This window comes from Gammaproteobacteria bacterium (assembly GCA_015709635.1).
GTDB lineage: Bacteria > Pseudomonadota > Gammaproteobacteria > Burkholderiales > Nitrosomonadaceae > Nitrosomonas.
Window position 1 is genome coordinate 1,633,601 of the sequence record CP054180.1, and the last position, 25,660, is coordinate 1,659,260.

At 48.1% G+C, this 25,660-nt stretch carries 22 protein-coding genes, 1 tRNA gene and 4 pseudogenes; 11 read left to right on the forward strand and 16 right to left on the reverse strand.

The features are described 5' to 3' along the window. Window positions 1-10: 10 nt before the first annotated feature. Window positions 11-1,822: an ABC transporter ATP-binding protein/permease gene (locus HRU78_07585; protein ID QOJ23524.1), complete on the reverse strand. Its 1,812-nt coding sequence runs from the start codon at window positions 1,820-1,822 to the stop codon at window positions 11-13. 186 nt (window positions 1,823-2,008) lie between these two features. Here HRU78_07585 and HRU78_07590 point away from each other — a divergent pair, with 186 nt between their 5' ends. After that, window positions 2,009-2,413 carry a hypothetical protein gene (locus tag HRU78_07590; protein ID QOJ23525.1) on the forward strand — a complete coding sequence of 135 codons (405 nt, stop codon included), beginning with the start codon at window positions 2,009-2,011 and terminating at the stop codon, window positions 2,411-2,413. Here HRU78_07590 and HRU78_07595 read toward each other — a convergent pair. The 3 genes from HRU78_07595 to HRU78_07605 are packed head-to-tail and all read right to left on the reverse strand — an operon-like array spanning window position 2,410 to window position 6,411. Next, window positions 2,410-2,712, reverse strand: a complete 303-nt coding sequence (locus tag HRU78_07595; protein QOJ23526.1) for a hypothetical protein — start codon at window positions 2,710-2,712, stop codon at window positions 2,410-2,412. The two genes, HRU78_07590 and HRU78_07595, sit on opposite strands and share 4 nt — an antisense overlap. Window positions 2,713-2,767: 55 nt before the next feature. Further along, a complete protein-coding gene (locus HRU78_07600) occupies window positions 2,768-4,477 on the reverse strand; it encodes a Kef family K(+) transporter (protein ID QOJ23527.1) in 1,710 nt (569 codons plus the stop codon). A gap of 35 nt (window positions 4,478-4,512) precedes the next feature. Further along, the gene (locus HRU78_07605; GenBank protein QOJ23528.1) at window positions 4,513-6,411 is read right to left on the reverse strand and encodes a hypothetical protein; all 1,899 of its coding nucleotides are present in this window, start codon (window positions 6,409-6,411) and stop codon (window positions 4,513-4,515) included. Window positions 6,412-6,737: 326 nt separating this feature from the next. On the opposite strand from HRU78_07605, the gene HRU78_07610 reads away from it, so the two are divergent. The 7 genes and pseudogenes from HRU78_07610 (at window position 6,738) to HRU78_07640 (ending at window position 11,936) form a co-directional block, all read left to right on the forward strand. Continuing rightward, window positions 6,738-7,307 (forward strand): nucleoside deaminase, encoded by a 570-nt coding sequence (locus tag HRU78_07610; GenBank protein QOJ23529.1) that lies wholly within the window; start codon window positions 6,738-6,740, stop codon window positions 7,305-7,307. Between the two features lie 73 nt (window positions 7,308-7,380). Next, the gene (locus tag HRU78_07615) at window positions 7,381-7,602 is read left to right on the forward strand and encodes a DUF2798 domain-containing protein (GenBank protein QOJ23530.1); all 222 of its coding nucleotides are present in this window, start codon (window positions 7,381-7,383) and stop codon (window positions 7,600-7,602) included. 132 nt (window positions 7,603-7,734) lie between these two features. After that, window positions 7,735-8,685 (forward strand): annotated as a pseudogene (locus tag HRU78_07620) (transposase). Beyond that, a complete protein-coding gene (locus HRU78_07625) occupies window positions 8,678-9,466 on the forward strand; it encodes an ATP-binding protein (GenBank protein ID QOJ23531.1) in 789 nt (262 codons plus the stop codon). Before HRU78_07620 ends, HRU78_07625 begins: the two are co-directional and overlap by 8 nt. Before the next feature lie 151 nt (window positions 9,467-9,617). Continuing rightward, the gene (locus HRU78_07630; GenBank protein ID QOJ23532.1) at window positions 9,618-10,235 is read left to right on the forward strand and encodes a transposase; all 618 of its coding nucleotides are present in this window, start codon (window positions 9,618-9,620) and stop codon (window positions 10,233-10,235) included. A 6-nt stretch (window positions 10,236-10,241) separates the two neighbouring features. Then, a complete protein-coding gene (locus tag HRU78_07635; protein ID QOJ23533.1) occupies window positions 10,242-10,676 on the forward strand; it encodes a transposase in 435 nt (144 codons plus the stop codon). Window positions 10,677-11,165: 489 nt separating this feature from the next. Beyond that, complete coding sequence (locus tag HRU78_07640) at window positions 11,166-11,936, forward strand: alpha/beta fold hydrolase (protein ID QOJ23534.1); 771 nt, start codon at window positions 11,166-11,168, stop codon at window positions 11,934-11,936. Here HRU78_07640 and HRU78_07645 read toward each other — a convergent pair. The 3 genes from HRU78_07645 to HRU78_07655 all read right to left on the reverse strand — a co-directional run bounded on the left by HRU78_07645 (window position 11,835) and on the right by HRU78_07655 (window position 13,335). Further along, on the reverse strand, window positions 11,835-12,443 hold the full coding sequence (locus tag HRU78_07645) for a transposase (GenBank protein ID QOJ23535.1): 609 nt from the start codon (window positions 12,441-12,443) through the stop codon (window positions 11,835-11,837). The two genes, HRU78_07640 and HRU78_07645, sit on opposite strands and share 102 nt — an antisense overlap. A gap of 281 nt (window positions 12,444-12,724) precedes the next feature. Further along, entirely contained in the window at window positions 12,725-13,108 is a 384-nt protein-coding gene (locus HRU78_07650) for a type II toxin-antitoxin system death-on-curing family toxin (protein ID QOJ24968.1), read from the reverse strand. Next, on the reverse strand, window positions 13,105-13,335 hold the full coding sequence (locus HRU78_07655) for a hypothetical protein (GenBank protein QOJ23536.1): 231 nt from the start codon (window positions 13,333-13,335) through the stop codon (window positions 13,105-13,107). Before HRU78_07655 ends, HRU78_07650 begins: the two co-directional genes overlap by 4 nt. A gap of 210 nt (window positions 13,336-13,545) precedes the next feature. Here HRU78_07655 and HRU78_07660 point away from each other — a divergent pair, with 210 nt between their 5' ends. Beyond that, the gene (locus HRU78_07660) at window positions 13,546-14,163 is read left to right on the forward strand and encodes a hypothetical protein (GenBank protein QOJ23537.1); all 618 of its coding nucleotides are present in this window, start codon (window positions 13,546-13,548) and stop codon (window positions 14,161-14,163) included. A 94-nt stretch (window positions 14,164-14,257) separates the two neighbouring features. Further along, entirely contained in the window at window positions 14,258-14,536 is a 279-nt protein-coding gene (locus tag HRU78_07665) for a hypothetical protein (GenBank protein ID QOJ23538.1), read from the forward strand. Window positions 14,537-14,538: 2 nt separating this feature from the next. Here HRU78_07665 and HRU78_07670 read toward each other — a convergent pair. From HRU78_07670 to HRU78_07710, 9 genes and pseudogenes are all read right to left on the reverse strand, one after another. Next, window positions 14,539-15,294, reverse strand: a pseudogene (locus HRU78_07670) (IS5 family transposase). A 380-nt stretch (window positions 15,295-15,674) separates the two neighbouring features. Then, window positions 15,675-16,700: pseudogene (locus HRU78_07675) on the reverse strand (IS5 family transposase). Between the two features lie 123 nt (window positions 16,701-16,823). After that, a complete protein-coding gene (locus HRU78_07680) occupies window positions 16,824-17,036 on the reverse strand; it encodes a hypothetical protein (protein QOJ23539.1) in 213 nt (70 codons plus the stop codon). A 335-nt stretch (window positions 17,037-17,371) separates the two neighbouring features. Then, window positions 17,372-17,617, reverse strand: coding sequence for a hypothetical protein (locus HRU78_07685; protein QOJ23540.1), 246 nt, complete (start codon window positions 17,615-17,617; stop codon window positions 17,372-17,374). A gap of 60 nt (window positions 17,618-17,677) precedes the next feature. Further along, window positions 17,678-18,429, reverse strand: a pseudogene (locus HRU78_07690) (IS5 family transposase). A gap of 837 nt (window positions 18,430-19,266) precedes the next feature. Further along, window positions 19,267-20,499, reverse strand: a complete 1,233-nt coding sequence (locus HRU78_07695; GenBank protein ID QOJ23541.1) for a tyrosine-type recombinase/integrase — start codon at window positions 20,497-20,499, stop codon at window positions 19,267-19,269. A gap of 164 nt (window positions 20,500-20,663) precedes the next feature. Then, a tRNA-Ser gene (locus HRU78_07700) sits at window positions 20,664-20,755 on the reverse strand. A 91-nt stretch (window positions 20,756-20,846) separates the two neighbouring features. Next, on the reverse strand, window positions 20,847-21,314 hold the full coding sequence (locus HRU78_07705) for an MEKHLA domain-containing protein (protein QOJ23542.1): 468 nt from the start codon (window positions 21,312-21,314) through the stop codon (window positions 20,847-20,849). Window positions 21,315-21,383: 69 nt separating this feature from the next. Continuing rightward, the gene (locus HRU78_07710; protein ID QOJ23543.1) at window positions 21,384-23,963 is read right to left on the reverse strand and encodes a glycosyltransferase family 39 protein; all 2,580 of its coding nucleotides are present in this window, start codon (window positions 23,961-23,963) and stop codon (window positions 21,384-21,386) included. A 256-nt stretch (window positions 23,964-24,219) separates the two neighbouring features. Between HRU78_07710 and HRU78_07715 the strand changes: the two genes are divergently transcribed. Continuing rightward, window positions 24,220-25,524 (forward strand): hypothetical protein, encoded by a 1,305-nt coding sequence (locus HRU78_07715; GenBank protein QOJ23544.1) that lies wholly within the window; start codon window positions 24,220-24,222, stop codon window positions 25,522-25,524. The last annotated feature ends 136 nt before the right edge of the window (window positions 25,525-25,660 follow it).

Sequence of the window (25,660 nt, forward strand, 5' to 3'; positions counted from 1 at the left end):
TGATTGATCATTATGTAGAAATGGCGTTTTGCCGCTTGTGCTGATCGATTTCTTCCTGTTGTTGCAATTCCCACATCTGCGCATACGCGCCGCCGGCTGCCAGCAATTGCGGGTGCGTGCCGCGCTCGATGATGCGGCCATGATCCATAACCAGGATCTGATCGGCATCGGCGATTGTCGACAGGCGGTGCGCAATGGTCAATGCCGTGCGGTTCCGGGCGATGCGTTTCAGCTCCGCTTGAATGCGCTTTTCGGAATTGGAATCGAGCGCCGATGTCGCTTCGTCGAAAATCAGGATGACCGGATTCTTCAGAATGGTGCGGGCAATGGCGACGCGTTGTTTTTCGCCGCCGGATAGCTTCAAGCCGCGCTCACCGACAATCGTGGCATATTTCTCCGGCAGACTTTCGATGAAATCATGAATATGCGCGGCGCGAGCGGCGGCAAACACTTCCTCTTGCGCGGCATCCGGCCGGCCGTAGGCGATGTTGTAATAAATACTGTCGTTGAACAATACGGTGTCTTGCGGCACGATACCCATCGCGGCGCGCAGGCTTTGCTGCGTGACGGTGCGGATATCCTGATCATTGATCAGAATGCCGCCCGATTGCACATCGTAAAAACGGAACAGCAAGCGCGCCAGCGTCGATTTGCCGGAACCGCTGTGGCCGACCACGGCGATATTCTGCCCGGCGGGAATATCGAAGCTGACATCGAATAGGATCTGGCGATTCTGCTCATAACTGAAATCGACATGACTGAACCGGATCGTGGCATTAGCGGCATCAAGCGCTTGGGCATCCGGCTTGTCTTCGATTTCCTTGTGCTCGTCCAATAACGTGAACATGCGTTCCATATCGGCCAATGAATGCTTGATTTCGCGGTAAACAAAACCGAGAAAATGCAGCGGCATGTACAGTTGCAGCATAAAGGCATTGATCAGCACCAGATCGCCCAATGTCATACTGCCGTCGATGACTTGCTCGGCTGCCAGCAGCATCAGCAAGGTGACGCCGACCGCGATGATTGCGCTTTGCCCGGCGTTTAATGTGGCCAGTGATGTCTGGTTGCGCACGGCGGCTATTTCCCAGGACTGCAAATGCTCGTCGTAGCGCCGCGCTTCCCAGGCTTCGTTGCCGAAGTATTTCACTGTTTCATAGTTCAATAAGCTATCGATCGCTTGCGTATTGGCTTTGGAGTCCATATTGTTCATCGTGCGGCGGAAAATCATGCGCCATTCGGTGACGATCAGCGTAAGCACGATATACGCCAGCAATGTCAGGAAAATGATGATGGAAAACCGGATATCGTATTGCTTGATCAGGATCGCTAGTACCAACCCGATTTCCAGCAGCGTCGGCAGAATATTGAACAGCATGAAATTCAGCAAAAAGGAAATGCCGCGCGTGCCGCGCTCGATGTCGCGCGACACGCCGCCGGTCTGGCGCTCCAGATGAAAACGCAGCGACAGCGAATGCAGATGGCTGAATACTTTATTTGCAACACGTCGGATCGCACGTTGCGTCACTTTGGCGAAAATTGCGTCGCGCAGTTCACCAAACAACGTGCTGCATAATCGCAAAACGCCATAACCAATCAGCAAAAAAACCGGTAACACTAACTCGGCGCGCGGTTGATCCAAAGCATCGACAATTTCCTTCAACACCAACGGCACCGAAACATTGGCGAGTTTTGCCAATACCAGCAGACTGAGTGCCAGGATCACCCGTACTTTGAATTCCCACAAATAAGGCAGCAACGCGGCGATGGTTCTCAGATTGTTGCGTGTGGCGGCAGGTTTCTCAAGACGGGTGGGGCGCATCAAAAGTAGTTGGCGGAATAAATAAAAACAAACGAAAAAATTTTTACGATATGAACCGGTGTTAGATAAATTGAGTTTCTTTGCATTGCAGCATTAGGTAACATAAAGCCGGTGGTGTTTTCACCGCCGAATCGCAAGCCGATAAACCATCAGGGCGTAATTTTAAAATGTTTTGCGGAGGGAATCATGGAAATTACCTGTTACCGAGATCCTGAAATCAGCCGGGAAGCGCGCCACTTGCCGGCCAGCACGTACAATCTGGCGATTACCTTGTTATCGCGTTGTCCCACCCGGCATTTATTCGTGCCTATCCGCAGCATGCAGTACATGGCGATCATCGACCACGAAGAGTTTGTGTTCATCGACGGCGAGCGTAAATGCTGGATCGATGTCGCGTGGCGCAATTTCAAACGGCAAGATCGCGATGCGCTGGATCAGCCGGTCGCCTACGATGCCGTTTATTACCGCGAAGACATGTCGGCCGTGATGACGCGCTTACAAAGCGAATTTCCGGCGGCATTGCAGTTGCTGGTGAATAAAACCCGGCTGGATGGCGCGGCACGGATTATCCATTTTCCAGCGAGAAACTAATCATCATCTTTCAATTTGGTATCCCAGCCTTTCGCTTTAGCTTTTGTTATCGCTTCGGAATACAACCGCATGTGACGTGCGCGTAGTTCATCCGGTAAGCGGCTTGGCAAGTGGGCATAAGGCTCCCAGGCAGCGTGGACTTTTTCATACAATGTCTGCATTTGCGAACCGCTCCAGCCCGCGCAGGTTTCCGTTTCCGGCAAAATACCGAATACCCAGGCATCGCGCACGATGCGGCCTAGATGCGTGAGCCCTTCGTTTTCGTCTTGGTCGATGCCGGCATAAAATTGTTCAATCATTGCAAAAATCTCATAAAAACTTCATATCACGGGAAAGCAATTTGAAGTTCGGTTATTAAGTCGCAGCTTCGGATTTTACGTCAAAGCGGCTCAGGATGTGGTGCGACATACTTTTGGCCAGCTCCTCGTCGGCAAAGAATACCGTACCCATATCATCCTTGCGCAACAACATCGTTTCGTCCTCGCTGCGGCTGCGCAATACGATTTCGATATCCGGATTCAGTATGCGCGCGGTATCGATCATTTGCCGCACATTCAGCAGATCCGGCGTGGCGATGACCAGCATCGCGGCATCCTTGATATGCGCCTGTATCAGCACCGATGGTTCGGTGGCATCGCCGGATACTGCAGTGGTGCCTTGCTTGCGTAAGTCTTGCACCAGTTCGCGATTCTGTTCCGCGACGATGTACGGAATATTCTTCTCGTTGAGCGCCTGCGCGACCCGTTGGCCGACATGCCCGTAACCCACCAGCACAACCTGGCCTTGGAGAAATTTGCGTTCGGTGCTCATCGGCAGTTCCGCGTACGGATCGTCGCGGTTCTCATATTTGCGGGCCAGCGCGGAATGTTTCAGGATCAAGTTTTTGAACGGTGTGATTGCGGCAAAAGCAATCGGGTTGAACGCGATCGAAATCAGCGCACCGGCCAGCACCAAGCTCATGCCTTCAGGCGGCATCAATCCAAGCGACAACCCCAATCCGGCCAGGATGAAGGAAAATTCGCCGATTTGCCCCAGGCTGGCAGCGACGGTCAATGATGTATAGAGTGGATAACGCAGGATCAAAACCAGTAGCATCGCAGCCATCGATTTGCCGACAATGATGATGGCGACCACGGCGAGAACGCGCATCGGTTCCTCAATGAGCACGGCCGGATCGAACAGCATGCCGACGGAGACGAAAAACAGCACGGCAAACGCATCGCGCAGCGGTAGCGATTCCTCGGCGGCGCGTTGGCTGAATTTGGATTCGCGCATCACCATGCCGGCAAAAAAAGCGCCCAATGCGAATGACACATTGAACAATATTGCAGCGCCGTAAGCGATGCAAATGGCGACGGCGACAACCGCCAAGGTGAACATTTCGCGCGAACCGGTGCGGGCGACTTGCCACAACAGCCAAGGTAAGACGCGGCGGCCGACGATCAGCATCAAGGCGATAAAAGCGGAAACCAGCAGTAATGTGATGCCGATCGTGCGCCATAACGGATCGGCCGGATTGCCATTCTCATTCGTTCCGCCCAGCATAGTCGCAAATGTCGGCAATAGCACCAGAATCAACACCGTCACCAGATCTTCGACAATCAGCCAGCCGACCGCAATACGGCCATTCATCGATTCCAGGAAGCCGCGCGATTCCAGCGCTTTCAGCAACACCACCGTGCTGGCGCAGGATAACGACAGACCCAATACCAATCCCTCGCCCAGACTCCAATCCCACCAGGAAGCCAGCACCATGCCCAGACCAGTCGCAACGGCCATTTGAACGATAGCACCCGGTACTGCGATGCGTTTGACCGACAGCAAATCATCCAATGAAAAATGCAATCCGACGCCGAACATCAACAGCATTACACCGATTTCCGACAATTGCGAGGCGATGCCGATATCCGCGACGAATCCGGGTGTGGTCGGGCTGATGGCGATCCCAGCCAGCAAATAACCAACCAGTGCGGGCGTTTTAAGCCTTTCCGCAATGAAACCAAAAATCAATGCCAGGCCGAAACCGGCTGCGATCGTTGTGATCAGGGCAACGTTATGTTCCATTCAAATCCCAAGGTTATGGTGTATTGGTTTGAGCTTCAGGGTGCCGCTGCTGCATCGGTGCTGTCAGGGGTTTTGTCCGATAAAGCGGGCGTATTTAAAAATTTCTCAAATTCGATGCGTTCCTCTTCGATCGCACCTAGAATCTGAAGTTTAAATTCTTCGCGTGAAAATGCTTCTTCCAGCATCAACAGGAGTTTTTCGACGGTCAGGCCGATCGTAATGCCGCCAATGATACCACCGATGGCCGCGCCGATGGCCGTGCCGATACCAGGAATGAACGATCCCAGTGCCGCGCCTGAAGCGGCACCTGCCGCGGCACCGCCCAGTGCGCTGACGGCTTTACCGGCGGTGACTTTGATCAGGGCTTGCGCGCCGAGTTTGATGATACCTTTACCCGCCACTTTGGCGGTGATTTTACCGGCGATGGCGCCGGTAATCGCACCGGCGGTACCGATACCGCCGGAGATCAACACGCGGTTTTCCAGATTGACGATCACGCTGTGCGCGGGCGGTTCCTTGAGAGCATTTAACGAAGCGTGCCGGACGATTTCAAGTTGGGAATCGTCGGCGCGCTCGACACGGTTCTCCACCAGAATTCGCTCCACTTTTTGCATATGTTCGGTGCGTAATTGCTGGTTATTGTGCAATACCTCTTCGATGGATTGTTGCACCGGACCGAAGACATTGCCCTGCATCAAATAATTCTGCAGTTTCTCGGCCATCCAGGTTTCCAGTGCGCCGGTGGCGAGTGCCACAATGCGTTCGTATTCCCCTGGTAAACTGTAATACCAATCGAGATAGGCATCGACGTTGCCGGTCATTTGCTGGAAACCGATGCCAGTGGTTTCGCGCAATTTCCCCAGCGATGCTTCCATCTTGCTGAGACTGTCGAGATAGGCTTGTTCGATTTGCGCCGCCGTCCCGGGCTTGTAGTATTCATCGCCGATCATCTCGACGGTTTGAACGGCGGTTTGCCGCGCGGCGCGGATTTCTTCAACCGTTTCCGGATTGGAACGCAGCCAGGCGTCGACATAAACCGTCGATGGCACATAAATGAAAAAAATGAAAAAAGTGGCGAATGCCGACGTAATTGCCCATGCCCAAGGTGACACCGCAGGCGGTTCGTCACTGTCCTGTATTGGCGCAAAGACACGACGGTATTCGGCGAGCGGCACCATGAAACTGGAAATTCCCAGCGCCACATTGTAGAAAAACAACACGCTACCGAGAAAAATAACCGCCAAATACAGCACATCGTCGAATGAATGCAAGCCGCCCAACGCATAGCGCTTCATGCCTTCGATGAAACCCAGCAAGCGGTTGGTTTCGAGAATCAGAATGCTGTTGGTCGTGCCTTCCAGTTTCTGGCTTTCCGCCGCGACCGCCTCGGTCAGCGAAGCATATTGACGGCTGGTACCGGCGTGATCGGTAAAAAAAACGAAAAACACCGCAATCGCCAATGCCGTAACCCAGCGCGCCCAGGCCAGCGATTTATGCACGGCGATGTACGGTTTGTATTCGCGCGCCGCAATCGGATAAAAAACCGCATAAACGACGGCAAAAGCCGGAATGGCGGCGAAGCAAACGATCCATTCCTGCTGATCCGCGGAACCGAGGTAAAACAGCAGCAGAAACGAAAATACCACCGACCACAACAGCCACCCGATATACGCCAGAATCCGCCGCGTGAACAACCAATGCAAAATGCCGAGTTTCTTGAACTGGCTGGCACGATGGATTCTTTGAATTGTCACGGCATAAATTGCCGCGCCATAAATCGGTAAACCGAACAGCAGCGTGATCAACAATGCAAACCACAATTGCCGGTCCGGAATCAAGCGCCCCAAAAAATATGCAAACGCCAGCCAGCACGCGGAAAACACCAAAAAACCAAGCGTTTTAATGAAATTGAAGTTTTTAAGAACTGAAAACACAACGCTGATTCCTTCGTGGTGAACAACAAGACGTAACCAAAGTCAGCAGATCGGCTTAATTGGTCAAAGCAGCTTACCGGTGGGGGATTTTATCAGACTACGGATAGTCACGATATTGCTTCATCGGGTGGGTGCGCTTTCTGAGCGGTATTTTTCTTGAGCAGAAAATCATTTGCTAGCGCACTGTTGTATAGTAAGCGCTGAATTGCAAGTAAAACCTTCGTATTGCCAGCTTTGGAGTATCAAGTTATAGAAACATAGTCAATACATGATCAGATTATGAGTTTCTTCACTCAATACCCAAAAGTCATATCGAGAATAATTTGATGAAACATTGGAAAGACATCGTATTACCGATCCCGGAATGGTTAAATCGCTGGGCTGCAGGAATTCCGCAAATTTTTCCCGATGCGAATCAAAGAATGACGATGGTTATTGATTTGGCACGGATCAATGTGCAGCACGGAGGAGGGCCGTTTGCTGCCGCGGTTTTTGCTCAGCACACGGGTGAGCTGATTGCGCCGGGTGTGAATTGGGTTGTTCCGGGAAAATCCTCGTTACTGCATGCGGAGGTAATGGCGCTGGCGTTAGCGGAGCAGACACTGGGCAGCTATGAGTTGGCGAGCCGCGGGTCATTTGAACTAGTGACCAGCGCGGAGCCGTGTTGCCAGTGTCTGGGGGTACTGCAATGGACCGGCATCGCTGCTGTTGTTTGCGGCGCGCGATCGGAAGATGTGCAGGCGACCGGTTTCAATGAAGGACAACGCCCGCCCAACTGGGTAGAGGAATTGCAGCGACGGGGAATCAGCGTGACACGAGAAGTAATGCGCTCACAGGCAATCGAAATACTACAAAGCTACAGCGGAGAAATTTATAATAGCCGCTTGCTATTATGAACACTACACAATGAAGCCGATTGATTGGTCATATTTGATATGGGATTGAATTAGGATATCCACACAATTTGATATGAAACAGAAATTATTATCGCATTTTCTATATTGTTTCATAATGTCTGCAACGATGACGGGTTGCGTATCGGCGACAGTAACTGCGGTAAACCTTGGTTTCTCCAATTATTTCATCGAGGAATGGCTTTATTCATGGAGCATCGCTTTTCCAATTGGTTTTGTGCTTTTATTGGTGCTTTCACCAGTATACCGGCGTGTGGTGGGGATAATAATTCGCTGATTGAGTTTATAAATATCGGAGTAAAAATGTACCACTGAGGCGCGCTAAGTTTCGTGGCAATCGCGAAATAAAAGTGTACCAATCTTAAGCCTGTAAGCTGATGCGATGAGTATCAGTTGAAAGGCGATGAGGATGTATACAGTGGAACACTATGTGAAGATTCGACGAGCGGTGATGGTGGAAGGCAGAAGTGAATGCGAAGTTGCGTGATATTTTGGAATTCACCGCAAGACTGTCAAGAAGAAATGCCAATATGCAGCACCGCCGGGCTACCGGCGCAAGAGAGAGCCCGTTTCTCCTAAGCTAGGCTTCATTCACCGGCACCATTGATGCCATTCCGGAAGCCGACAGACAAGTCCATGTCAAGCAACGCCATACTGCGGTGCGGATACTGGAGCGGTTGCGCGATGAGCATGGATTTACCGTCGGCTATACCATCGTACGCAACTATGTCCACAAAGCTGCGACTCGGCAAAAAGAGATGTTCATGCCATTGGCGCACCTGCCTGGTCATGCCCAGGTGGATTTTGGTGAAGCCGATGGTTATATTGGCGGCAAACTGATTCGCTTCCATTATTTCTGCCTTGATTTGCCGCATTCGGATGGCTGTTTTGTCAAAGCCTATCCGACTGAAGACACCGAATCTTTTCTGGATGGGCATGTTGCTGCTTTCGCGTTTTTGGGTGGGGTGCCGCAATCGATCCTATACGACAACACCAAGATCAGGCGGCGCCCTTGCAAGATTGGATCCTGCCTGAGATATTCGATCGGCTGCGTCGCGTGTTGGAAGCTCGCATGGAGCGCCGCGGTCGCAAGGAATATATCCAGATCTTGCGGTTGCTGGAGAATTTCAGCCAAGCACAAGTTGAGCAGGCAATCAAACAAACGATGGGGTTAGGCACAATCGGTTTTGATGCCATCAAGCATTTGATCCTTTGTGCAATTGAAAGACGCCCCGCCAAGCTCGACTTGACGCTCTATCCTTATTTGCCTCGTGCCAGTGTTAAATCCACTGAACCCAGATCCTACTTAAGCTTGCTGACCAAAACAAACCAGAAGGTAACGGAGGCGCACTATGACTGATACCTCCATCCCTACCACGGTTGCGCCGCAAGTCTTGCTGATCAATCACTTCAAGACATTGAAGTTGCCGACCTTTGCACGTGAATATGAGAAAGTTGGCATCGAGTGCGCACGTGAGGGCATTGACTATGCACGCTACTTATTACGATTGTGCGAACTGGAATGCATCGATCGTGAACAACGCAATACCGAACGACGCATACGGCAGGCCAAATTCCCAGTAATTAAAAGCCTCGATACATTCGACTTTGCTGCTATCCCTAGCTTGAATAAATCGCTGGTACTGGAATTGATGCGCTGTGAGTGGATCGACAAGCCCGAGAACATCATTGCGCTAGGTCCCTCAGGAGTGGGCAAGACTCATATCATCGCATTGGCTTTAGGGCTGGCTGCCTGTCAGAAAGGCATGAGCATTTTATTCACCACAACTGCAGCATTGGTGCATGAATTGATGGAAGCGCGTGATGAAAAGCGGTTGCGCACCTTACAAAAACACTTGATCAACGTCAAATTGCTGATCATCGACGAACTGGGCTACGTGCCATTTACCGCAGTGGGTGCAGAGCTCTTGTTCGAGGTATTCAGCCGCCGCTATGAACATGGCGCTACCCTGGTCACACCCAATTTGCCATTTGATGAGTGGACACTGGATCGTTTAACCCACCACGTCCATATCTTGGAGATGAATGGCGAATCTTTTCGTCTGGCCGTAAGCAAGAAACGGCAAAAGCAGACAGTACAATCCAAATCAGCAAGGGAGGATGCTAATCAATATACATGATGTTGAACGCACGGCAACATCAAAATATAGAAAATCAGAAACGCAAAACCAGAGGTCAAAACCTCTTGAGATCTTTGCGCGGCAATAATCCCAGGATAATGGCTCGAGTGATACAATTGTATTTTAAAACAATATGATTGAAGAGCTGGACATGAGTTTTTCAGACTATGATGTAACGCGCCGCACCGGGAAAGGGAATTTCTTAAAGCAGATTGATCGGTTGATCGACTGGAGCGCGATCGATCGAGCAATCGCGGTTCATTACGCACCGATATCGGATGCGGCAGGCCGGCCTGCATATTCAGGTTTGCTGCTGTTCAAGATGCTGCTGGTAGGGATCTGGCATGGCGGTTTAAGCGATGAGTCGGTGGAAGACATGGCAAACTCGAATCTGCATGTGATGCGATTTCTGGGGTTGTCGCTGGAGGATGATGTGCCGGATCACTCTGTGTTATCGCGTTTCAGAACCCGACTGACGGCAGCGGATGCTTGGGATGGATTATTAGAGCAAGTAAATCGGCAAATACACATGCACGATATCACGGTCAGGAAAGGCTGCCATGTTGATGCGAGCATTACGCAAAGTCCGCGTAAACCTAAAACCAGGCCTGCTTATGAAGTGGTGAGTGAGCGGGAAGAGCGGGAAGAACGGGATGATGAGGCGGATGCCCAGACGGCGATGCAAGTCATTGCAGTAACCCAACCCGGAGTAGATAGCGAAGCACGTTGGGTCAGGAAAGGTGGTAAATCGGTATTTGGTTATAAATAACACACGATGGTCGATAGCGCCGGGTTGGCCATGGCAGTAATCACCACTGCGGTCAATTGCCATGACAGAAAACCGCTGGTGGACCTGCCCGATAAAACCAATATCCAGCCGGGAACTCGAGTTCATGCCGACAAGGCGTATAGCAGCCAGAAATATCGTGCTGAACTGAAATCACGCGGTATCAAAAACGGCATTCAGAATAAGGCTGTCAGGAACAATCCTTTGGCGAGGCGGCAGTTGCAGCGCAATAACCTGATCACGAAAGTCCGGCATGTCGTGGAGCGTACATTCGGCAGCCAGGTGCGGTGGTTCAATGCCAAAATTCTACGTTACCGCAGCCTGGCCAAAGCGCATGCCTGGCACATGCTACTAGCGATGGCATATAACTTGAAAAGACTCCCCAGACTCTCCGTCAATCGGCAGTTGATCGCGCAAACATAGGGATATTGCGTCCTCTTGACCGGAAATGCCCGGTTGAAGGTGATTATTTCCACTCCATTTGCAAAAATATGACTAAAAACCATCCGATCGGGTAAAAATAAACTCGGAATTACATCAAAAGAAAAATTCGCGTGATTTTGCAAAGATCTCTGAGAATATCTGAAAATCTAAGAAATATCACACTATTTCAGGGTTTTCCTAATTGTCAGGATTTCTTTTCATCTTTAAGTCTTTAAGTTAAATCAGGTGTTTTTATGATTGCTCAGCAGCATATGTTGTACAAACATCCGATTTGCGTATAATGAAATCTAGAAAAAGAGTGTGTATTTTTCCTATATATCGTTTTCTCAACTTTAAAAAATTGGTAGTTGTACCCTTGCGATTGGTTTTGGAATACGGCTAGATTGCCGATTAATTATTAACCCTAGCGAATGGATTCCTTTCTCAAGCTGAGTTTTATACCCTATTCGCGCATTGAAGATATACGCTATGACAACAATCCTTCCTCCATCTCTGCCGGCATTTATAGTAAGTCTTAGAAACGATTCTGGCCATGGTATTCCGGGTAAAGAATTCAATACTGACGATACTGCCAATTATGTGCTCAAAACTTCTCGGAATCCCCCAAGCGGTCCGGTTAGCGCATCCGATCCATACACCTATCTATTAACAACCGATAATGTGGTGGGCGCAGACGCTTGGGGTAAAAAAGTAGCAGAGACAGCCGCCGGCGGACCTGTACTTATTTTTATTCATGGTTTTAGTAACTTGGCACCAGAAGTAATAACAAGATACAATGCCGTTGATTCAGGTTTAAAAAATACACAAGCAAAAATAACCGTAGTGTGTTTCGATTGGCCTAGTACCAAAGATGTTCCTAAAAATTATGAAATTGATCAAGACGCAGCTATTAAATCTGGTCCCTTCTTAAAATCAAAGTGCATTCAGGTGCTCAAAAACGCTGGCATTTTAACCAAAAACATTCATATTTTGACACACTCCATGGGCGGTTATGTTGCCCAAAATGCTTTTGATACCGTGGCTACTGAAGCCCAAGTTGGTCAGGTACTTATGGCAGAAGCAGATGTTTTAGAAGCTGCTTTTAATGCAGGAAATACTAATAACGCGCTACGTTGCTTCACCTCATGGATTAGCCATTTAACCGTCTATTGGAGTGGCGTTGATCTTGCGCTGGAAGGTGCAATGGCGTTTGCGTTTTCCATGCTGAAAATCATGATACCGCTTCTCATACTGCTTTAAAACTCTGGCATTAGGATCAGCATTCTCGCGCTTTACCAGGGAATCCATGGAGGCATTAGCCTTCACGAGCGTCGCATCAACAACAATCTGCTTGCCGGTGAATCGACCCTGCTTTTGCCATTGCAGCAACATCAGTTTAAATATTTGCTGGTATCTGGATTCTCCCATTCTGTCTCGTATACGGGTTAATGAGGAGTGGTGAGGTACAGACTGGTATAGGGGAATCCGGCAAAACCAACGATATGCCAGATTCAGGTGAACATCACGGCAAAGCTGACGGTCAGACTCAATCCCAAACAAGTAACTGATCAGCTGCATCCGAAAAAACAATACGGGATCAATGGAGGTTCGTCCATTGTCTACGCAGTAGAGTTCTTCGGTCAGGCCATACAAAAACTCCAAATCCAGTAGCTTATCGACCTTCCTTAATAAATGATCTTTGGGAATAAAGCTCTCTAGATCTATCGTCGAGAATAATTCCCGTTGATGCGTTTGTTTGCCTTGCATTGATCTTTACCGGTGGTCGATAGTGAAGTCTATTTTATTATCAACTCAACGTAGTATCAGAGGTTCTTCAACAGGCCGTCTGAATTACTACAAATAATGGCGGGAAGGCGGGATTCGAACCTTGATCTATATTTGATATATCAACCATTTATTGTTTACCTCTGCTATTTTTGTGTCATTTTGAAGTATTTCTATAAGTTTCAAAAATTTCATCAGACTCAGTTTAAACTTATTTAATTAAACCATCAAGATAAGTTGAATCTTTGGATAAATTTATATCTTTAAGATGCTTTGATTACCAGCTTTCTTAACCATGGTTCAAGGTGAGCCAAATCAAATGAACCTGTTTCAAACATTTGCATCATGTAGGCGTAAATAATCATTGATTCACAATTGATTCGGTAACCATTAATACGAAGGAAAATATCAGTAGCTGCAAAAGCTACTCGTTTGTTGCCATCTACAAAGGGGTGATTAATGGCTAAACTTTCCATCAGTGCGGCTGCTTCCGCAACTATATCAACATAGTAGCCTGATTGAAGGCGAAATAAAGCAGATTCAAGTGCGCCACGGTCACGGATACCCTGTGTTCCACTGTAACGCTGAATTAATATTGAATGGATTGCCAGTACATCGAGAACGGTCAGGTACTCTTTCAACGTTATTTAGCTAATTCACGGTAGAGCTGATCAAATTCGTTTAGGCTTTGCGCAAAAGCATCCATCGCTTGACGGCGAGGCTGGCCTTTTTCTTTACGTTCGATGTATTCCCGCAGAGCTTCATCAAGTATTTCTTGAATAGGACGCCCCTCAGATTCAGCAATTTTTCTCAATGCAGTAAGGATTTCTGGCGCAGCTTGAGAAGAAAATTTTTCGCGGGCAGTGTTAGGCATGAAATATCACCAGATTTTGATGTTTTTGAGAATTTTATGATACGCTAAAGATTGTTTTTTAATCAATGTATTTGTAGCCCATCGTTTTACTCGAACGTGAAAAACTGAGTGGGATTATAGGGATGCTAAGCTTAGTTATATGACATTACGTTTCACATTATGAGACATTTTTTGCCGTATGTATTACGTTAAGAATTTTTGGAGGTAACTGTGAAATTTGACGCTGGGGGTGTGATAGATAACGATCATTGCATCGTGTTAACTCATGAGTTCTTAAGATGCGATGATTCTTTCGAGGAGTTTAGAAAGTACGCTGAACTGATGATAATACAAGGACAAACACGCGAGATTTCCTACAAAACCTACAATGCTTATACAAGTTTTATACTTCATTTGTATGAGTTTCTAATGGGTTGCCTTGCCCGCGATGCTAAAAACACAGATATCACCAACAAAAAGGGTGATGAAAGAATAAGAATAATTGAAGGGTATGTAATGCATCATGCTCAGCGAATTATAGATCAGTACCGTGATGCAATAAAAAATGGAACAGCTCCGTCTTGGGTAAATCACATTAATTGTTACGATATTACTGTTCCCGATGATTTTGCAAAAGATTTCAGGGAATTTAGAAATAAAGCGATAGGACATGTTGCCTATGAGCGTGCATCAACTCTTAGTCTCACTGAGTTCTATCAAAAGCATCATAAGTTTCTATATTTGCTGTATCGAGAATCAATTTATTGGTGGGGTCAGCGTAGCGAAGAATTCCCTAACTTAAAAGAAATAACCGAATTCAGTGTAATGTTAGAGCAAGAAAATGCCTAACAAATCATTCGAGCGAATACTTAACCAGCGGCGCCGGTTAAGCTCCCTCCGCCAACGCTCCAGTGCTAATTATTTCAAACGTAATGTTTGTAAAGTGAAATTGGATCATCAAATGAATGGATCAGATAAAAAAAAGCGTTTGAAACCGTATGATTTTAAATTGGATGAAAAAGATAATGATGGAGCAACAATAAGGAAAATTTATACCAAGCATCCTGAATATGTAATTTATCGTACGGACAGTGCTATCCGCGTTGATATGGATGATGATAGCAAAAAAGTCAATTTGTATTCAGAAAATCATTATAAAATCGGCATTGATTTAGGAAGAATATATTCATGGCTTCCAGAAAATCTTTCTAGGGCCTGTTAACACTACCTAAGTGCTTCGACGATGAGAGCGAAATGGATGAATGAGAGAAAAATGACATCCAGTTTGTCGAATCTGGAGAATATTCGACGGAATCCCTTGAGTCTGCGGAATAATCTTTCGATCTCATTGCGTTTTTTGTACATGGCGCGGTCATATTCCCAGAGCTCCAGCCGATTAGTTTTGGGTGGGACAACCGGGATATAACCGAGCTCCAATGCAAGCTGTCTGGTTTGATCACCCTCATAAGCGCGATCCATCAGCAGATGAGTAGGAGAAGAGACGGGGCCGAGTGCTAACAGGAGTTGTCGTCCTTCCGGTGCGTCATGTGTATGCCCCGGAGATAAGGAAAAGTTATGGCTGTTCTGGTATCTGCGGCAACCAGATGAATTTTAGTGGTCCAGCCACCTCGGATTTGCCGATGGATTGCGGGCCGTTTTTTTTAATGCACCAGTACCATCAGGGTGCACTTTGATGCTGGTGCTATCCATCGAAACGGCTTCAATCTTGATGCGAATGATTTGTTGATGCTGCAGCTGCTCAAAAACTTTTTGAAGCACGCCGCTTTTCGCCCATCGATTCATTCGAGTGTAGATGGTATGCCAATTACCGAAACGCTTGGGTAGTCCGCGCCACTTGCAACCATGCTCGGTAACATACAGAATAGCATTGAGAATTTGTAGATTGGAATGACTGACATTGCCACGCTGGCGCGGCATGCAGTGTTCGATCTGTTGATATTGAGTTTCGGTGATTTCCATCACCATATTATATCAAATAGTGTTAACAGGCCCTAGATCAGAACCAATAAACAAGCAAATTGCTAGGGCAATGAGCACAAATATCGTAGGAAACTATGAAGATGCAAAAAAGATGTTGGCGCATGCAGAAGCGAGAATTGTTAAGCTCAAGACAATCCAAGGCAGGCTTGAATATGCATCTAGTGCATTTTTATTTGTAGTATTGTTATTTGTCGTATCTTGGCTATCTTCAGAAGAAAGCTATGGCATATATGCGAAAGTTGCACTGTGTGGAAGCTTGGGGGGTGTATTGTCAATTGCCACTGGTTTTTCTTCATTAGAAATAGACATTGATGCCAATCGGCAGACAAATTGCCTTGTAGGGTGTTCCAGAATACTTATTGTTGGTGGAGAATATGACCATCGTAGGGATTGCCAGGAAAGGTTCTGGCACCGACTATCAGGCCGCTTTTGTGCGTAACAGCAATGCCGGCTTTAACTCCGAACTCGTAAGGTTTGCGTGCTTTGCCCTTGCCGATGCATTCGGCTTCCGGTGCGTGCAATGCATAGAGTTTGTTGTTGTCCTTGGGTTGCTGCTTATGAATCCGTCCTGCCCGTTCCAATAGCGTGGTCAATTGCTGCAGCGATGCGGCACAGACCGTCGTCACGGTTGCCAGTTTGCGCTGGATCTCCCGCAGCACGATACCAAGGATCGTGCGTTGGCGTTTAACGGTTTTGTGCAGACGCCGCAATTGCCTGGCGTGGGCATAGCCGCCTGCCCTTCGGCGCAGCGCCTTGCCTTCTTTGGCGTAGGTTTGCTTCAAGGTGATGCCAGCCCGTCTGGCTGCTTGCACAATCTTGCCGCGAGCAATTTCCAGTAACCGGCTATCCACCGGATGCGCAATTGCCTTTTCCTGAATTGTCGTGTCAACAATCACTCGTTTGAATTCAGCCGGTTGACCGCCTTGGTGTGCACCGCAGTGTCAATCGTTGCCTTCAGCAGCTTCTCAACACCAGCTTCACCAATGGCGGTGCGGAAACGGCCAATCTGGGTGGCATCACACGGCAACTTCGATGTGTAATATTCCTCGCCGCTGAAATACTGCCACACCACATTCTCCGACCAGCGAACCACCAGCTCTTCGTCACTGAGGTTGAACGCATGCTTCAGATACAGCAACGATGCCATCAACCGGATCGGCAAGCGGGGCGACCCGCAGTGCTCACGCCCCACTGGCAATCGCCAATGTTGTGCCAAAAAGATCGTTGATCTCCAACACTTCACCCTGACGGTTTTTACGCTCAAAAGCAGGGACAAGTGCTGCTTCAATATCAGCCCACGGCAGTCGATTCGACAGCACTGCCAGGGGATGACGCAGATCAATTATCTGATCGAGACGCGCTCGGAAAAAATCATCGGTCGGCATTTCAGTTCCTCTTGATTCTCTCAGTGTTTTGATGCGAATAGTATAAATTCTCAGGGATCAATGCCGTCTAAAATTTGATGATTCCTGCAGTTCATGCAAGCTCTAAGTGTTTTGCAGGGATGACTACATAGTTGAATATTTAAATATATCTTCCCATTCATTACTTGAAATATTGAGCGGTGCTGAATTGGCGTTTTCGTTTAATTGGTCGAGTAACCCGAATACATGATCAAGCTCACTCATATCACTGAATATGAGTATTTCTTCGGTACGTGGATATCGATCAGGTAGTTCTTTGACTGCTGGCTTATTGGATTTCTTGCCTTTTTCTGGCATAGCACACCCTTCAAAAGTGCACCCTTCAAGATAGGTCACTCCAAGGCGGCTGAAGGTATCCGCTTTTTCGTTCCGTCGAACTATGGAGTAATTAGGAATATTTTACAGGGCAATTCAATTTTCTGAGTCAAAAAATTTTCTTGAATTCTTGACGGTTGAAGCATGAAATTTACTGCCCAAATATTAAGCAATCGACATGAAAAACAGGGGGGGTACTTTTCAAAAAGTGAGTAACTTTGTGAGTAATTTTGAATGCATAAAAATACAGAATGGGTTAAATAAATGGTTTCCAGTGATAATATGAATCCATTCTGAGCATCCACGGTGCACGGTGATCACTTTATTGAATCGATGATTTTATCCAAGTATAAGCGTGTCTTCTTGGCGGCTTGCTCTTCGTTTCTTGTCAATTCTTTCTGTACCAGGTTTGCAAAATTAATCAGGCTTTGTGATGGATAGTTATCCTGTAAGCCACAGTCTTGAAAGAATTCAGCAATCCAGTGAGCATTCAACTCACTGCTTCCTGTTTCTTGAAAATAGGTATCCGCTGCTAACAAGACGTAATCTGATAACTTATGCATTGCGTGTGCGCTTGGTCTTTGTGTGGAATCCTTCAGAAATCGAACTAGGGCCTGTTAACACTACCTAAGTGCTTCGACGATGAGAGCGAAATGGATGAATGAGAGAAAAATGACATCCAGTTTGTCGAATCTGGAGAATATTCGACGGAATCCCTTGAGTCTGCGGAATAATCTTTCGATCTCATTGCGTTTTTTGTACATGGCGCGGTCATATTCCCAGAGCTCCAGCCGATTAGTTTTGGGTGGGACAACCGGGATATAACCGAGCTCCAATGCAAGCTGTCTGGTTTGATCACCCTCATAAGCGCGATCCATCAGCAGATGAGTAGGAGAAGAGACGGGGCCGAGTGCTAACAGGAGTTGTCGTCCTTCCGGTGCGTCGTGTATGCCCCGGAGATAAGGAAAAGTTATGGCTGTTCTGGTATCTGCGGCAACCAGATGAATTTTAGTGGTCCAGCCACCTCGGGATTTGCCGATGGATTGCGGGCCGTTTTTTTAATGCACCAGTACCATCAGGGTGCACTTTGACGCTGGTGCTATCCATCGAAACGGCTTCAATCTTGATGCGAATGATTTGTTGATGCTGCAGCTGCTCAAAACTTTTGAAGCACGCCGCTTTTCGCCCATCGATTCATTCGAGTGTAGATGGTATGCCAATTACCGAAACGCTTGGGTAGTCCGCGCCACTTGCAACCATGCTCGGTAACATACAGAATAGCATTGAGAATTTGTAGATTGGAATGACTGACATTGCCACGCTGGCGCGGCATGCAGTGTTCGATCTGTTGATATTGAGTTTCGGTGATTTCCATCACCATATTATATCAAATAGTGTTAACAGGCCCTAATAAAAGCCGCAATATCTAAAGATTCTTATCAACAGAATCGACAGCTTCGCGCCGCGCCATTTTGGCTTTTTTCGTGGGCGGCTCGAGTAGAGTGGCAGTTAAATCATGGAGTGTTAGCAATAGCTGAAGGTGTCGCTGTGCCCATACTGGCAAGGGCGCGGAACCGTTCGCCCAATGGCAAACGCTGACACGGGAAACGCCTGTACCCGATGCAAAATCACTCTGTTTCCAGCCTAATTTATCCAAACCCTTATGAGAGTTTCAAGGGTAGCAGAGCTATAGGTGTAAAGCAACTTTAATAGAAAGTGGTAAATTATATTAATAAAGTAAACCAATTTTAATAAAAAGTGAATAATCATTAAATTATTGAATTTAACATAACGTACGTTATTGGCAATTGAAAAAATAATTTCAGAAAAGTGGGAGACTCAATATCCATGCGGATTGCAGCGATGTTTCAGGCGTTTTTGTGCAATTTCGCATAATTATTTATGCCATCGCATAACTAAATTCTAGTTATTTTTTACTCATGGTGAAGGGCGGCAACAGGAAAATTCCGCGCTGCATTTTCGTATTTAAACTTGCTGCGGAATCCAGAAATGTAGGGCAAGAATTGAAGCAAAAACCTATGAATTACCCATGAAAGTAGGGCGCCCTACTGATTCCGGTGGCAATCACGGAAAAGTAGGGCGGCTATAAGTTAATAACAAAGCCATTCTTGACGATTCCGCCCTACTCGCCCTACTTGCCCTACTCAAAAAACAGGGGGTAGGATAAAAGCAAAAAATATAACTATAAAAATTAAACCGATTTGCTGAATAACGGAATAACTTCCGCTCCCTTTTCCAATGCTTCGATATGGTTACTCCACCATATCATCATCCTCTTCCTTTCCGGTAAGTATTCCGCCCGGTTGTATGCGCCTCTGATCTCATTCCTTTCGCCGTGTGCCAATTGCCGCTCAATAGCATCGGGATTGAATAGGCCGGATTCATTCAATGCAGTGGAAGCAACAGCCCGGAAGCCGTGCCCTGTCATCTTGCCTTTATAGCCAAGACGGTACAGGGCAAAGAGCAAAGTATTGTTGCTTATCGGCTTGTTAGGGTTTCTTCCAGGCAGCAGGTAGCGGCTATCCCCGGCAATGGTTTTCAATTCAGTCAGTATGTTCAATGCTTGATGGGTAAGGGGTACAACGTGTTCATTTTTCATTTTCATGCGTGTAGCTGGCACAATCCATAGCGCGTTGCTCAGGTCGATTTCTTCCCATAGCGCGCCTATCAGTTCATTAGTACGAACGAAGGTTAAAGCCAGCAATCGCAAGGCAAGCTGCGTTTGCCGGTCACCTATGCGTTCATAGTTAGCAATTGCTCGCAGCAGTTCCGGCAATTCTTCCGGTTTAACCGCTGCTTGGTTTTTCTTTTTGTGCGGCGTGAGTGCGCCGCGAAGATCGCCGGAAGGATCGCGATTGCAGCGGCTTGTCGATACCCCATAGCGGAATACTTGCCCGCATACTCCCAGCACTCTATGCGCCAGATCATAAGAACCACGCTGTTCAATGATGCGGATCATATTGAGCAATTGCGGGGCTTCGATCGTGCTGATAGGGTACATTCCGATATAGGGAAACGCATTGCTTTCAAGTCGTCTCAGTACATCTTTTGCATGGCTTTTTGCCCAGGTGTGCGTTTGCTTGGTAGACCATTCACGGGCTACGGCTTCAAAGCTATTGGCGGCGGCTTCCTTGGCTTTCTGTTTATTGATCTGGCGATCAATGGACGGATCGATATTGCCGGACAGCTTGACACGCTCAACTTGTGCAAGCTGCCTTGCTTGCTTTAACCCCACAACAGGATAAACGCCAAGGGATAAAGATTTTTCCTTGTCATGAATCTTATAGCGCAGCCGCCAATACTTGCGGCCGTCTTCATAAACCCAAAGATAAAGCCCTTGGCCATCGTGCAGCTTGCGTATCTTGCTACCTTCGGCGGTTGCATTCTTGCAAGCCAAGTCAGTCAGCGCCTCTTTTATAGCCATAATGTGGTAACTCAGAATGTGGTAAAAAAGTTACCACACTTTTTACCACATTTTTTTACTGGCTTCTAGCGGATTATTCTGGATTGGTACGGAATAGAATATTCGGTAAGGTGTCGTTATTGCTAGGCTTCGTGGATTGCTTTGGACTTGCATGGAAGAGGATGTGGCGGAGAAGGCGGGATTCGAACCCGCGGTACGGTTTGAGCCGTACACACGCTTTCCAGGCGTGCACCTTCAACCACTCGGTCACTTCTCCAGGTGAAATTCTGCAAGGGGGCAAAGAATAAACCAGTTCCTGGTTTCGGGCAAATTTGTTTTGTCGATTTTTTGTCTATCGATGGTAAATTCTAACGCAAATATTTCCACGTGGCGAAAGTAGCGCCTTGCCCGATTGTTGTGCCATCGGGTTTATGTATATTCCAGATGGTGATCTGCTCAGCGAGAAAACACCGTCCGGTACTGGATATTCTGATTCCACTATAGCCAGAAATATAGCCTTGTGTTTTTACCTGCTCCAGCATACGTGCGCGTTCTTCACGTGTGGCGGGTTCGGCTGTCAAACGGGATGGCGTTTGAGTGAATTGCTGCCAATTCATTGCCCATAAATCAAGTGCTGTGCGATTACCGTAATTTAATACCGGATCGTCTTCCGTGCCGTGCGATGCCACTACGAACGGGCTGTTGAACAGTCGCTCCGCTTGTTCCAGCGGTGTGCCGCTGCGTTCAATCAATTCCTGTTTGGTCCAGCGCGCGTAGCTGTTGAGTAGATACTGGCACCATTGCACAATTTCAGGATGTATCCAGTCAATTTGCATTATTCAAAATATAAATTAATAAGTTACAGTATGTGTCAAGATTGCTGCAAATGAGTGATTGCATCAGGATTAAAGCCCCAAATATCCTTTTGCGATTCTGTAATAAACGATCCGCAGTGGTTTATCTTCGCGTGTGATCATCAGGCTTTGCACCGGACCGGGCTGATCGAGGAATCTGGTGATGTCGTTGCCGGCACGATCTTGTTCCAGATGCTTTTGCTCCATGCCAACCAGGATTATCGGCCGGGTGGTGGGCGGTTCCGCGGGGTGCCATAATTGGTACATGGCGCCGCTGTCGCCAAACATATTGCGCGAGCGGATATCCATCGCTTCTCCGTGCCGATTGTAAAAAAACATCGCGCTGGCGACCGACCATTTGCTCATGCCGACAACAAGCGGTTTTTGTCCGGTTTCCCGTTGCACATTTTCGACAATCTTTTCGATCTCACCGGTGGTTTCACGCCAATAGTATCGAGTCATGAATGACGGATAGGGGATTCCCGGAATTCCGAGTACTACGTAGTGTAGGGTTAAGGCATACACCACAAGCAAAATAGCGATAGTCGGCTTCCAGGCGGCTTGAATGCGGTCTGTAATGCTGCGCGGACTAAGATTTTGCCCCATCATCCATGCCATGGTCGGCACAATGGCTAGCCATAGCGGGGCGGTCCAATGAAAGCGTAATGAATCGAATATACTCAGGGCAAAAAATATTACCAAGGGTATGCCGGTGAAGATGCAAACAAACAAAGTGCGTCTGCGCGCAATTTCGCTGCCGTTCGGCTGATTCCCGGGCAATAAAGCCAGTAATGCCGCTGCCAAACCTACTGGCGATAACAATACCAACAGATCGACGAACAGTAGATGGGGTGAGAACAGGTCGTCACCGACACCGCGGATTCGCGATGACTGAAATGCGATCGAAGTCCAATGGTGATCCAAGTTCCAAATAATAACGGGGGAAAACAGCAGCAGCGCCAGCAGCGCCGCAAGGTACGGATGCGGACGGATCAACCAGCGGCGCGCAACCGGATCGATGAGCGTGAATAACAGGGCGGCTGCGCCCAGCAATCCCAGCGTATATTTGGATAAAATGCCGAGACCAAATGCGATTCCCATACCCAGCCACGCTGAGCTGCGGTTTGCCACCAAAGCGCGTTCCATGTAATACAGTGTGGCGGCCCAGGCGGCCATTACCGGAGCATCGGTTGTCATGAGGAAGCCGGTGGCAAAGGTGAATGGCAGAATAGCCAACAGCAGTGCGGTACGCATGGCAGTCGATTTGTCGTACAGATTCTGTGCCAAAGCATACAGAAAGCCCATCGTGATCAAGCCGCAAAGAAATGCACCAATCCTAACGCCAAATTCACTATGACCGGCGAGTGCGGTGCCGAGCCAGATCAGCCATGCCACCATGGGCGGATGATCATAAAAACTTAATTCCATGTGTTGAGCATAATTCCAGTAATACGCTTCATCCGGAATCAGTTCCGTTTGCCCGAGATAAATCAGGCGCAGCACTACGATGAATGCGACGACTCCAATTGAAGCGACGCGCCAGTGTACATCCGGAGCGGGTTGATTCTGTGTTGGGGACGGTAAGTAAAAAACGGATCCCAGATAAACAATGATGGATGTAACTGCAATGGCTGGGAAAATAGCCAAAAGCGGTGGTGCGTGCCAATCATAAACCAGCAAAGCCAATAAGCCGCCGCGCGTGAACAGCGCAATACCGCCGAGTGCCGCAAGACGGCCAATCAGGCGCCAGTGCAATTGGCCCGCCGGTTGCAGCCGGAATAAATCGCGCAAATTGAATGCGTACACTGCCGCAGCAACGAGAAAACTCACGATATGCGCCAAAGCCAATCCCGCACCGCTACTCATCATCAGCTGATAGATTGCAATATCGATGAGTATGCTCAACAGGCCGGCTGTTACAAAACGGTTAGTACCGCCAGTTGCAACCGCGCCGCCCGCAAGTGCCATGAGTCGTTGCAAGTAAGCCCATTGATGGTGAAATGACAATTTCGAAGTACCGCGTGTCCGGTCACGAAAACAGATGGGTACCTCCACGACTTTCAGCTTGCCTTGCCCGGCCATCAGCAATTCGAGCAGAATCTTATAGCCATGCGCTTGCTCGGAAATAGTCGATGCCAGTTCGCGGCGGAAAGCAAAAAAACCGGAGGTTGCATCGTTGACATCGCACAATGGGCGTGCCAACCAGCCGCCGGCGCGCGATAGCCATTGCCGGTACAGCGGCCAGCCTTCGGTGCTGCCGCCGGGAATGTACCGGCTGCCGATGGCGATGTCGTAACCGCCGTTTAATACCGGTTCAGCAATCGCACCAAGCCGTTCCGGCGGGTGACTCAGATCGGCATCCATGACGACAATGACGTCGCTTCGCGCCGCTGCTGCGCCAGCCAGAATCGATGCGATCAAATCGGGTTTTTGCGTGCGCTCGATCAGTCTTACATCCGCTTTTTTCTCCCAACCGCGAACTTTCTCAGGCGTGCCGTCGCGTGAACCGTCGTCGACGAAAATGACCTCAAAGCTGCCCGCTGGCAGATTCAGCGTCGATAGCGAAGTTAGTAAGGGATCGATGTTGTCAGCTTCGTTGAGCGTCGGAATGACTATGGAAAATTTTATCAAGGGAATCTCTGGAAATGGAGTGTTTGGTTTCTGTAATTTTAATCGATAGGAAGCTCAGAAAATCAGAGCCCAATCATATTCTTGCGATTTCTTCTTCACAATTAATTCACTGGTATCAATATATTATTATGCGTTAAGTTTAAGTGTGATTGTATAAAGTGCCTGAAAGAACATGATTGTAGTGGAATTCGCCAACGTATGACTGGAAGCTGATCGCTTGAAGAAACCGCTGCCAGTATAAATTAGGAAAACAGTGATGGCTATTGATTTAGGGTTTGACAGGATTGTTCGTGATTTAAGTGGTGCACGGTGGATTTTTTCTCAATTAACGGAAGACGATACGACGGCAACATCGATTCATCGCTGTTTTCGGCGCATCGTTTGGCGTGAAGCCAGTCTGCTGGACCGCTGCATCATGCTGGTGGTGCTGCCATTCCTACCTTTCTTGATTATCGCGCTGACAGTAGTTTTCACGGCGCTTAATGGACATGCAATCAAAAAGCGAAGCGGCAAAGGAATTATCCGTCAGGCTTATGAGCAAATCGGTGTGGCATGCCATTTTGCCATTTTGCCGCCGTGGTACTACATCTTTGAATTACACGATGACGATAAAAGACAGCGTGCCAATGAATACCTGAATCGCTTTGAAACGAAAGCAGGGCTTTATCGCTTCATGCGCGACAATAATGGTGGGCTTCCAATTCCTGCTGAACGTAGTACGGATTGCATCAGGGATAAGACGCTCTTTATGGCACATTGCCGGAAGAACGGTGTTGCTGCAGCGCCGATCCTTTGGATAATCAAGGATGAGGAAATTATACCGGTCGATTGGGATAAATCCGGTTTTCCCGAGTTTGATCTTTTTATCAAACCGCTCAACGGGCAGGGCGGCAGAGGCACCATACGCTGGGATTATCTGGGTTCCGGGCAATTTCTCTGCAACGACGGGAGCCGTGCAAATGGAAGTCAGATGCTTGAAATTTTGCGGCAAAATTCAAAACAGACAGCGTATATCGTACAGCCGCGGCTGATCAATCACTCCGAAATTGTTGATCTGGCTTGCGGCGCACTGGCGACCGTGCGCGTCATGAGCTGCCGCAATGAAACGGGCGGTTATGAAGTCACCAATGCAGTCTTTCGCATGAAGCGATACGCCGATGTGATCGTCGATAACTATCACGCGGGCGGCATTGCGGCCAATGTCGATATCAAAACGGGAGTGCTGGGGGAAGGTACGCGCGGCGGCTGGGGAGTGGTGACTGATGGTTGGTATGAACAACATCCCTTATCTCATACCGCGATACCGCAGCGTAAGCTTCCCCGTTGGGAAACGATGATCGATTTTGTGCAAAATGCCCATGTCCGCCTTTTCCCAGACCAGGTAGTGATTGGCTGGGATGTTGCCTTGCTCGAAAATGGCCCATGTCTGATTGAAGCCAATAAAGCACCGGATTTGGATATCATTCAACGCGCTCAGAAAGGACCGCTGGGTAATGAGCGGCTCGGCGAGCTTCTGGCATTCAATCTGCAACGGACAATTGAAACTAAGTATGTGCATTGATCATTCACATCAGCCTTAATGAGCGGTTCATTCGATTGATGCGGAGTATGGAGCCGGTATATCTTTTAATGAATAAAATAGCCATGATCCGGTATAATTCGCGGTTGCAAAATTTTCGTTTCTAAATAAGTTTAAG

Excerpts from the sequence above, each read along its gene's own strand:
- HRU78_07625 (QOJ23531.1), top strand. The coding sequence starts at position 8,678 with ATGACTGATACCTCCATCCCTACCACGGTTGCGCCGCAAGTCTTGCTG.
- HRU78_07695 (QOJ23541.1), bottom strand. The coding sequence starts at position 20,499 with ATGGCTATAAAAGAGGCGCTGACTGACTTGGCTTGCAAGAATGCAACC.
- HRU78_07635 (QOJ23533.1), top strand. The coding sequence starts at position 10,242 with ATGGTCGATAGCGCCGGGTTGGCCATGGCAGTAATCACCACTGCGGTC.
- HRU78_07600 (QOJ23527.1), bottom strand. The coding sequence starts at position 4,477 with ATGGAACATAACGTTGCCCTGATCACAACGATCGCAGCCGGTTTCGGC.
- HRU78_07715 (QOJ23544.1), top strand. The coding sequence starts at position 24,220 with ATGGCTATTGATTTAGGGTTTGACAGGATTGTTCGTGATTTAAGTGGT.
- HRU78_07640 (QOJ23534.1), top strand. The coding sequence starts at position 11,166 with ATGACAACAATCCTTCCTCCATCTCTGCCGGCATTTATAGTAAGTCTT.
- HRU78_07595 (QOJ23526.1), bottom strand. The coding sequence starts at position 2,712 with ATGATTGAACAATTTTATGCCGGCATCGACCAAGACGAAAACGAAGGG.
- HRU78_07630 (QOJ23532.1), top strand. The coding sequence starts at position 9,618 with ATGAGTTTTTCAGACTATGATGTAACGCGCCGCACCGGGAAAGGGAAT.
- HRU78_07705 (QOJ23542.1), bottom strand. The coding sequence starts at position 21,314 with ATGCAAATTGACTGGATACATCCTGAAATTGTGCAATGGTGCCAGTAT.
- HRU78_07585 (QOJ23524.1), bottom strand. The coding sequence starts at position 1,822 with ATGCGCCCCACCCGTCTTGAGAAACCTGCCGCCACACGCAACAATCTG.
- HRU78_07655 (QOJ23536.1), bottom strand. The coding sequence starts at position 13,335 with ATGCCTAACACTGCCCGCGAAAAATTTTCTTCTCAAGCTGCGCCAGAA.
- HRU78_07685 (QOJ23540.1), bottom strand. The coding sequence starts at position 17,617 with ATGCATAAGTTATCAGATTACGTCTTGTTAGCAGCGGATACCTATTTT.
- HRU78_07590 (QOJ23525.1), top strand. The coding sequence starts at position 2,009 with ATGGAAATTACCTGTTACCGAGATCCTGAAATCAGCCGGGAAGCGCGC.
- HRU78_07645 (QOJ23535.1), bottom strand. The coding sequence starts at position 12,443 with ATGCAAGGCAAACAAACGCATCAACGGGAATTATTCTCGACGATAGAT.
- HRU78_07615 (QOJ23530.1), top strand. The coding sequence starts at position 7,381 with ATGAAACAGAAATTATTATCGCATTTTCTATATTGTTTCATAATGTCT.
- HRU78_07680 (QOJ23539.1), bottom strand. The coding sequence starts at position 17,036 with ATGCCAGAAAAAGGCAAGAAATCCAATAAGCCAGCAGTCAAAGAACTA.
- HRU78_07610 (QOJ23529.1), top strand. The coding sequence starts at position 6,738 with ATGAAACATTGGAAAGACATCGTATTACCGATCCCGGAATGGTTAAAT.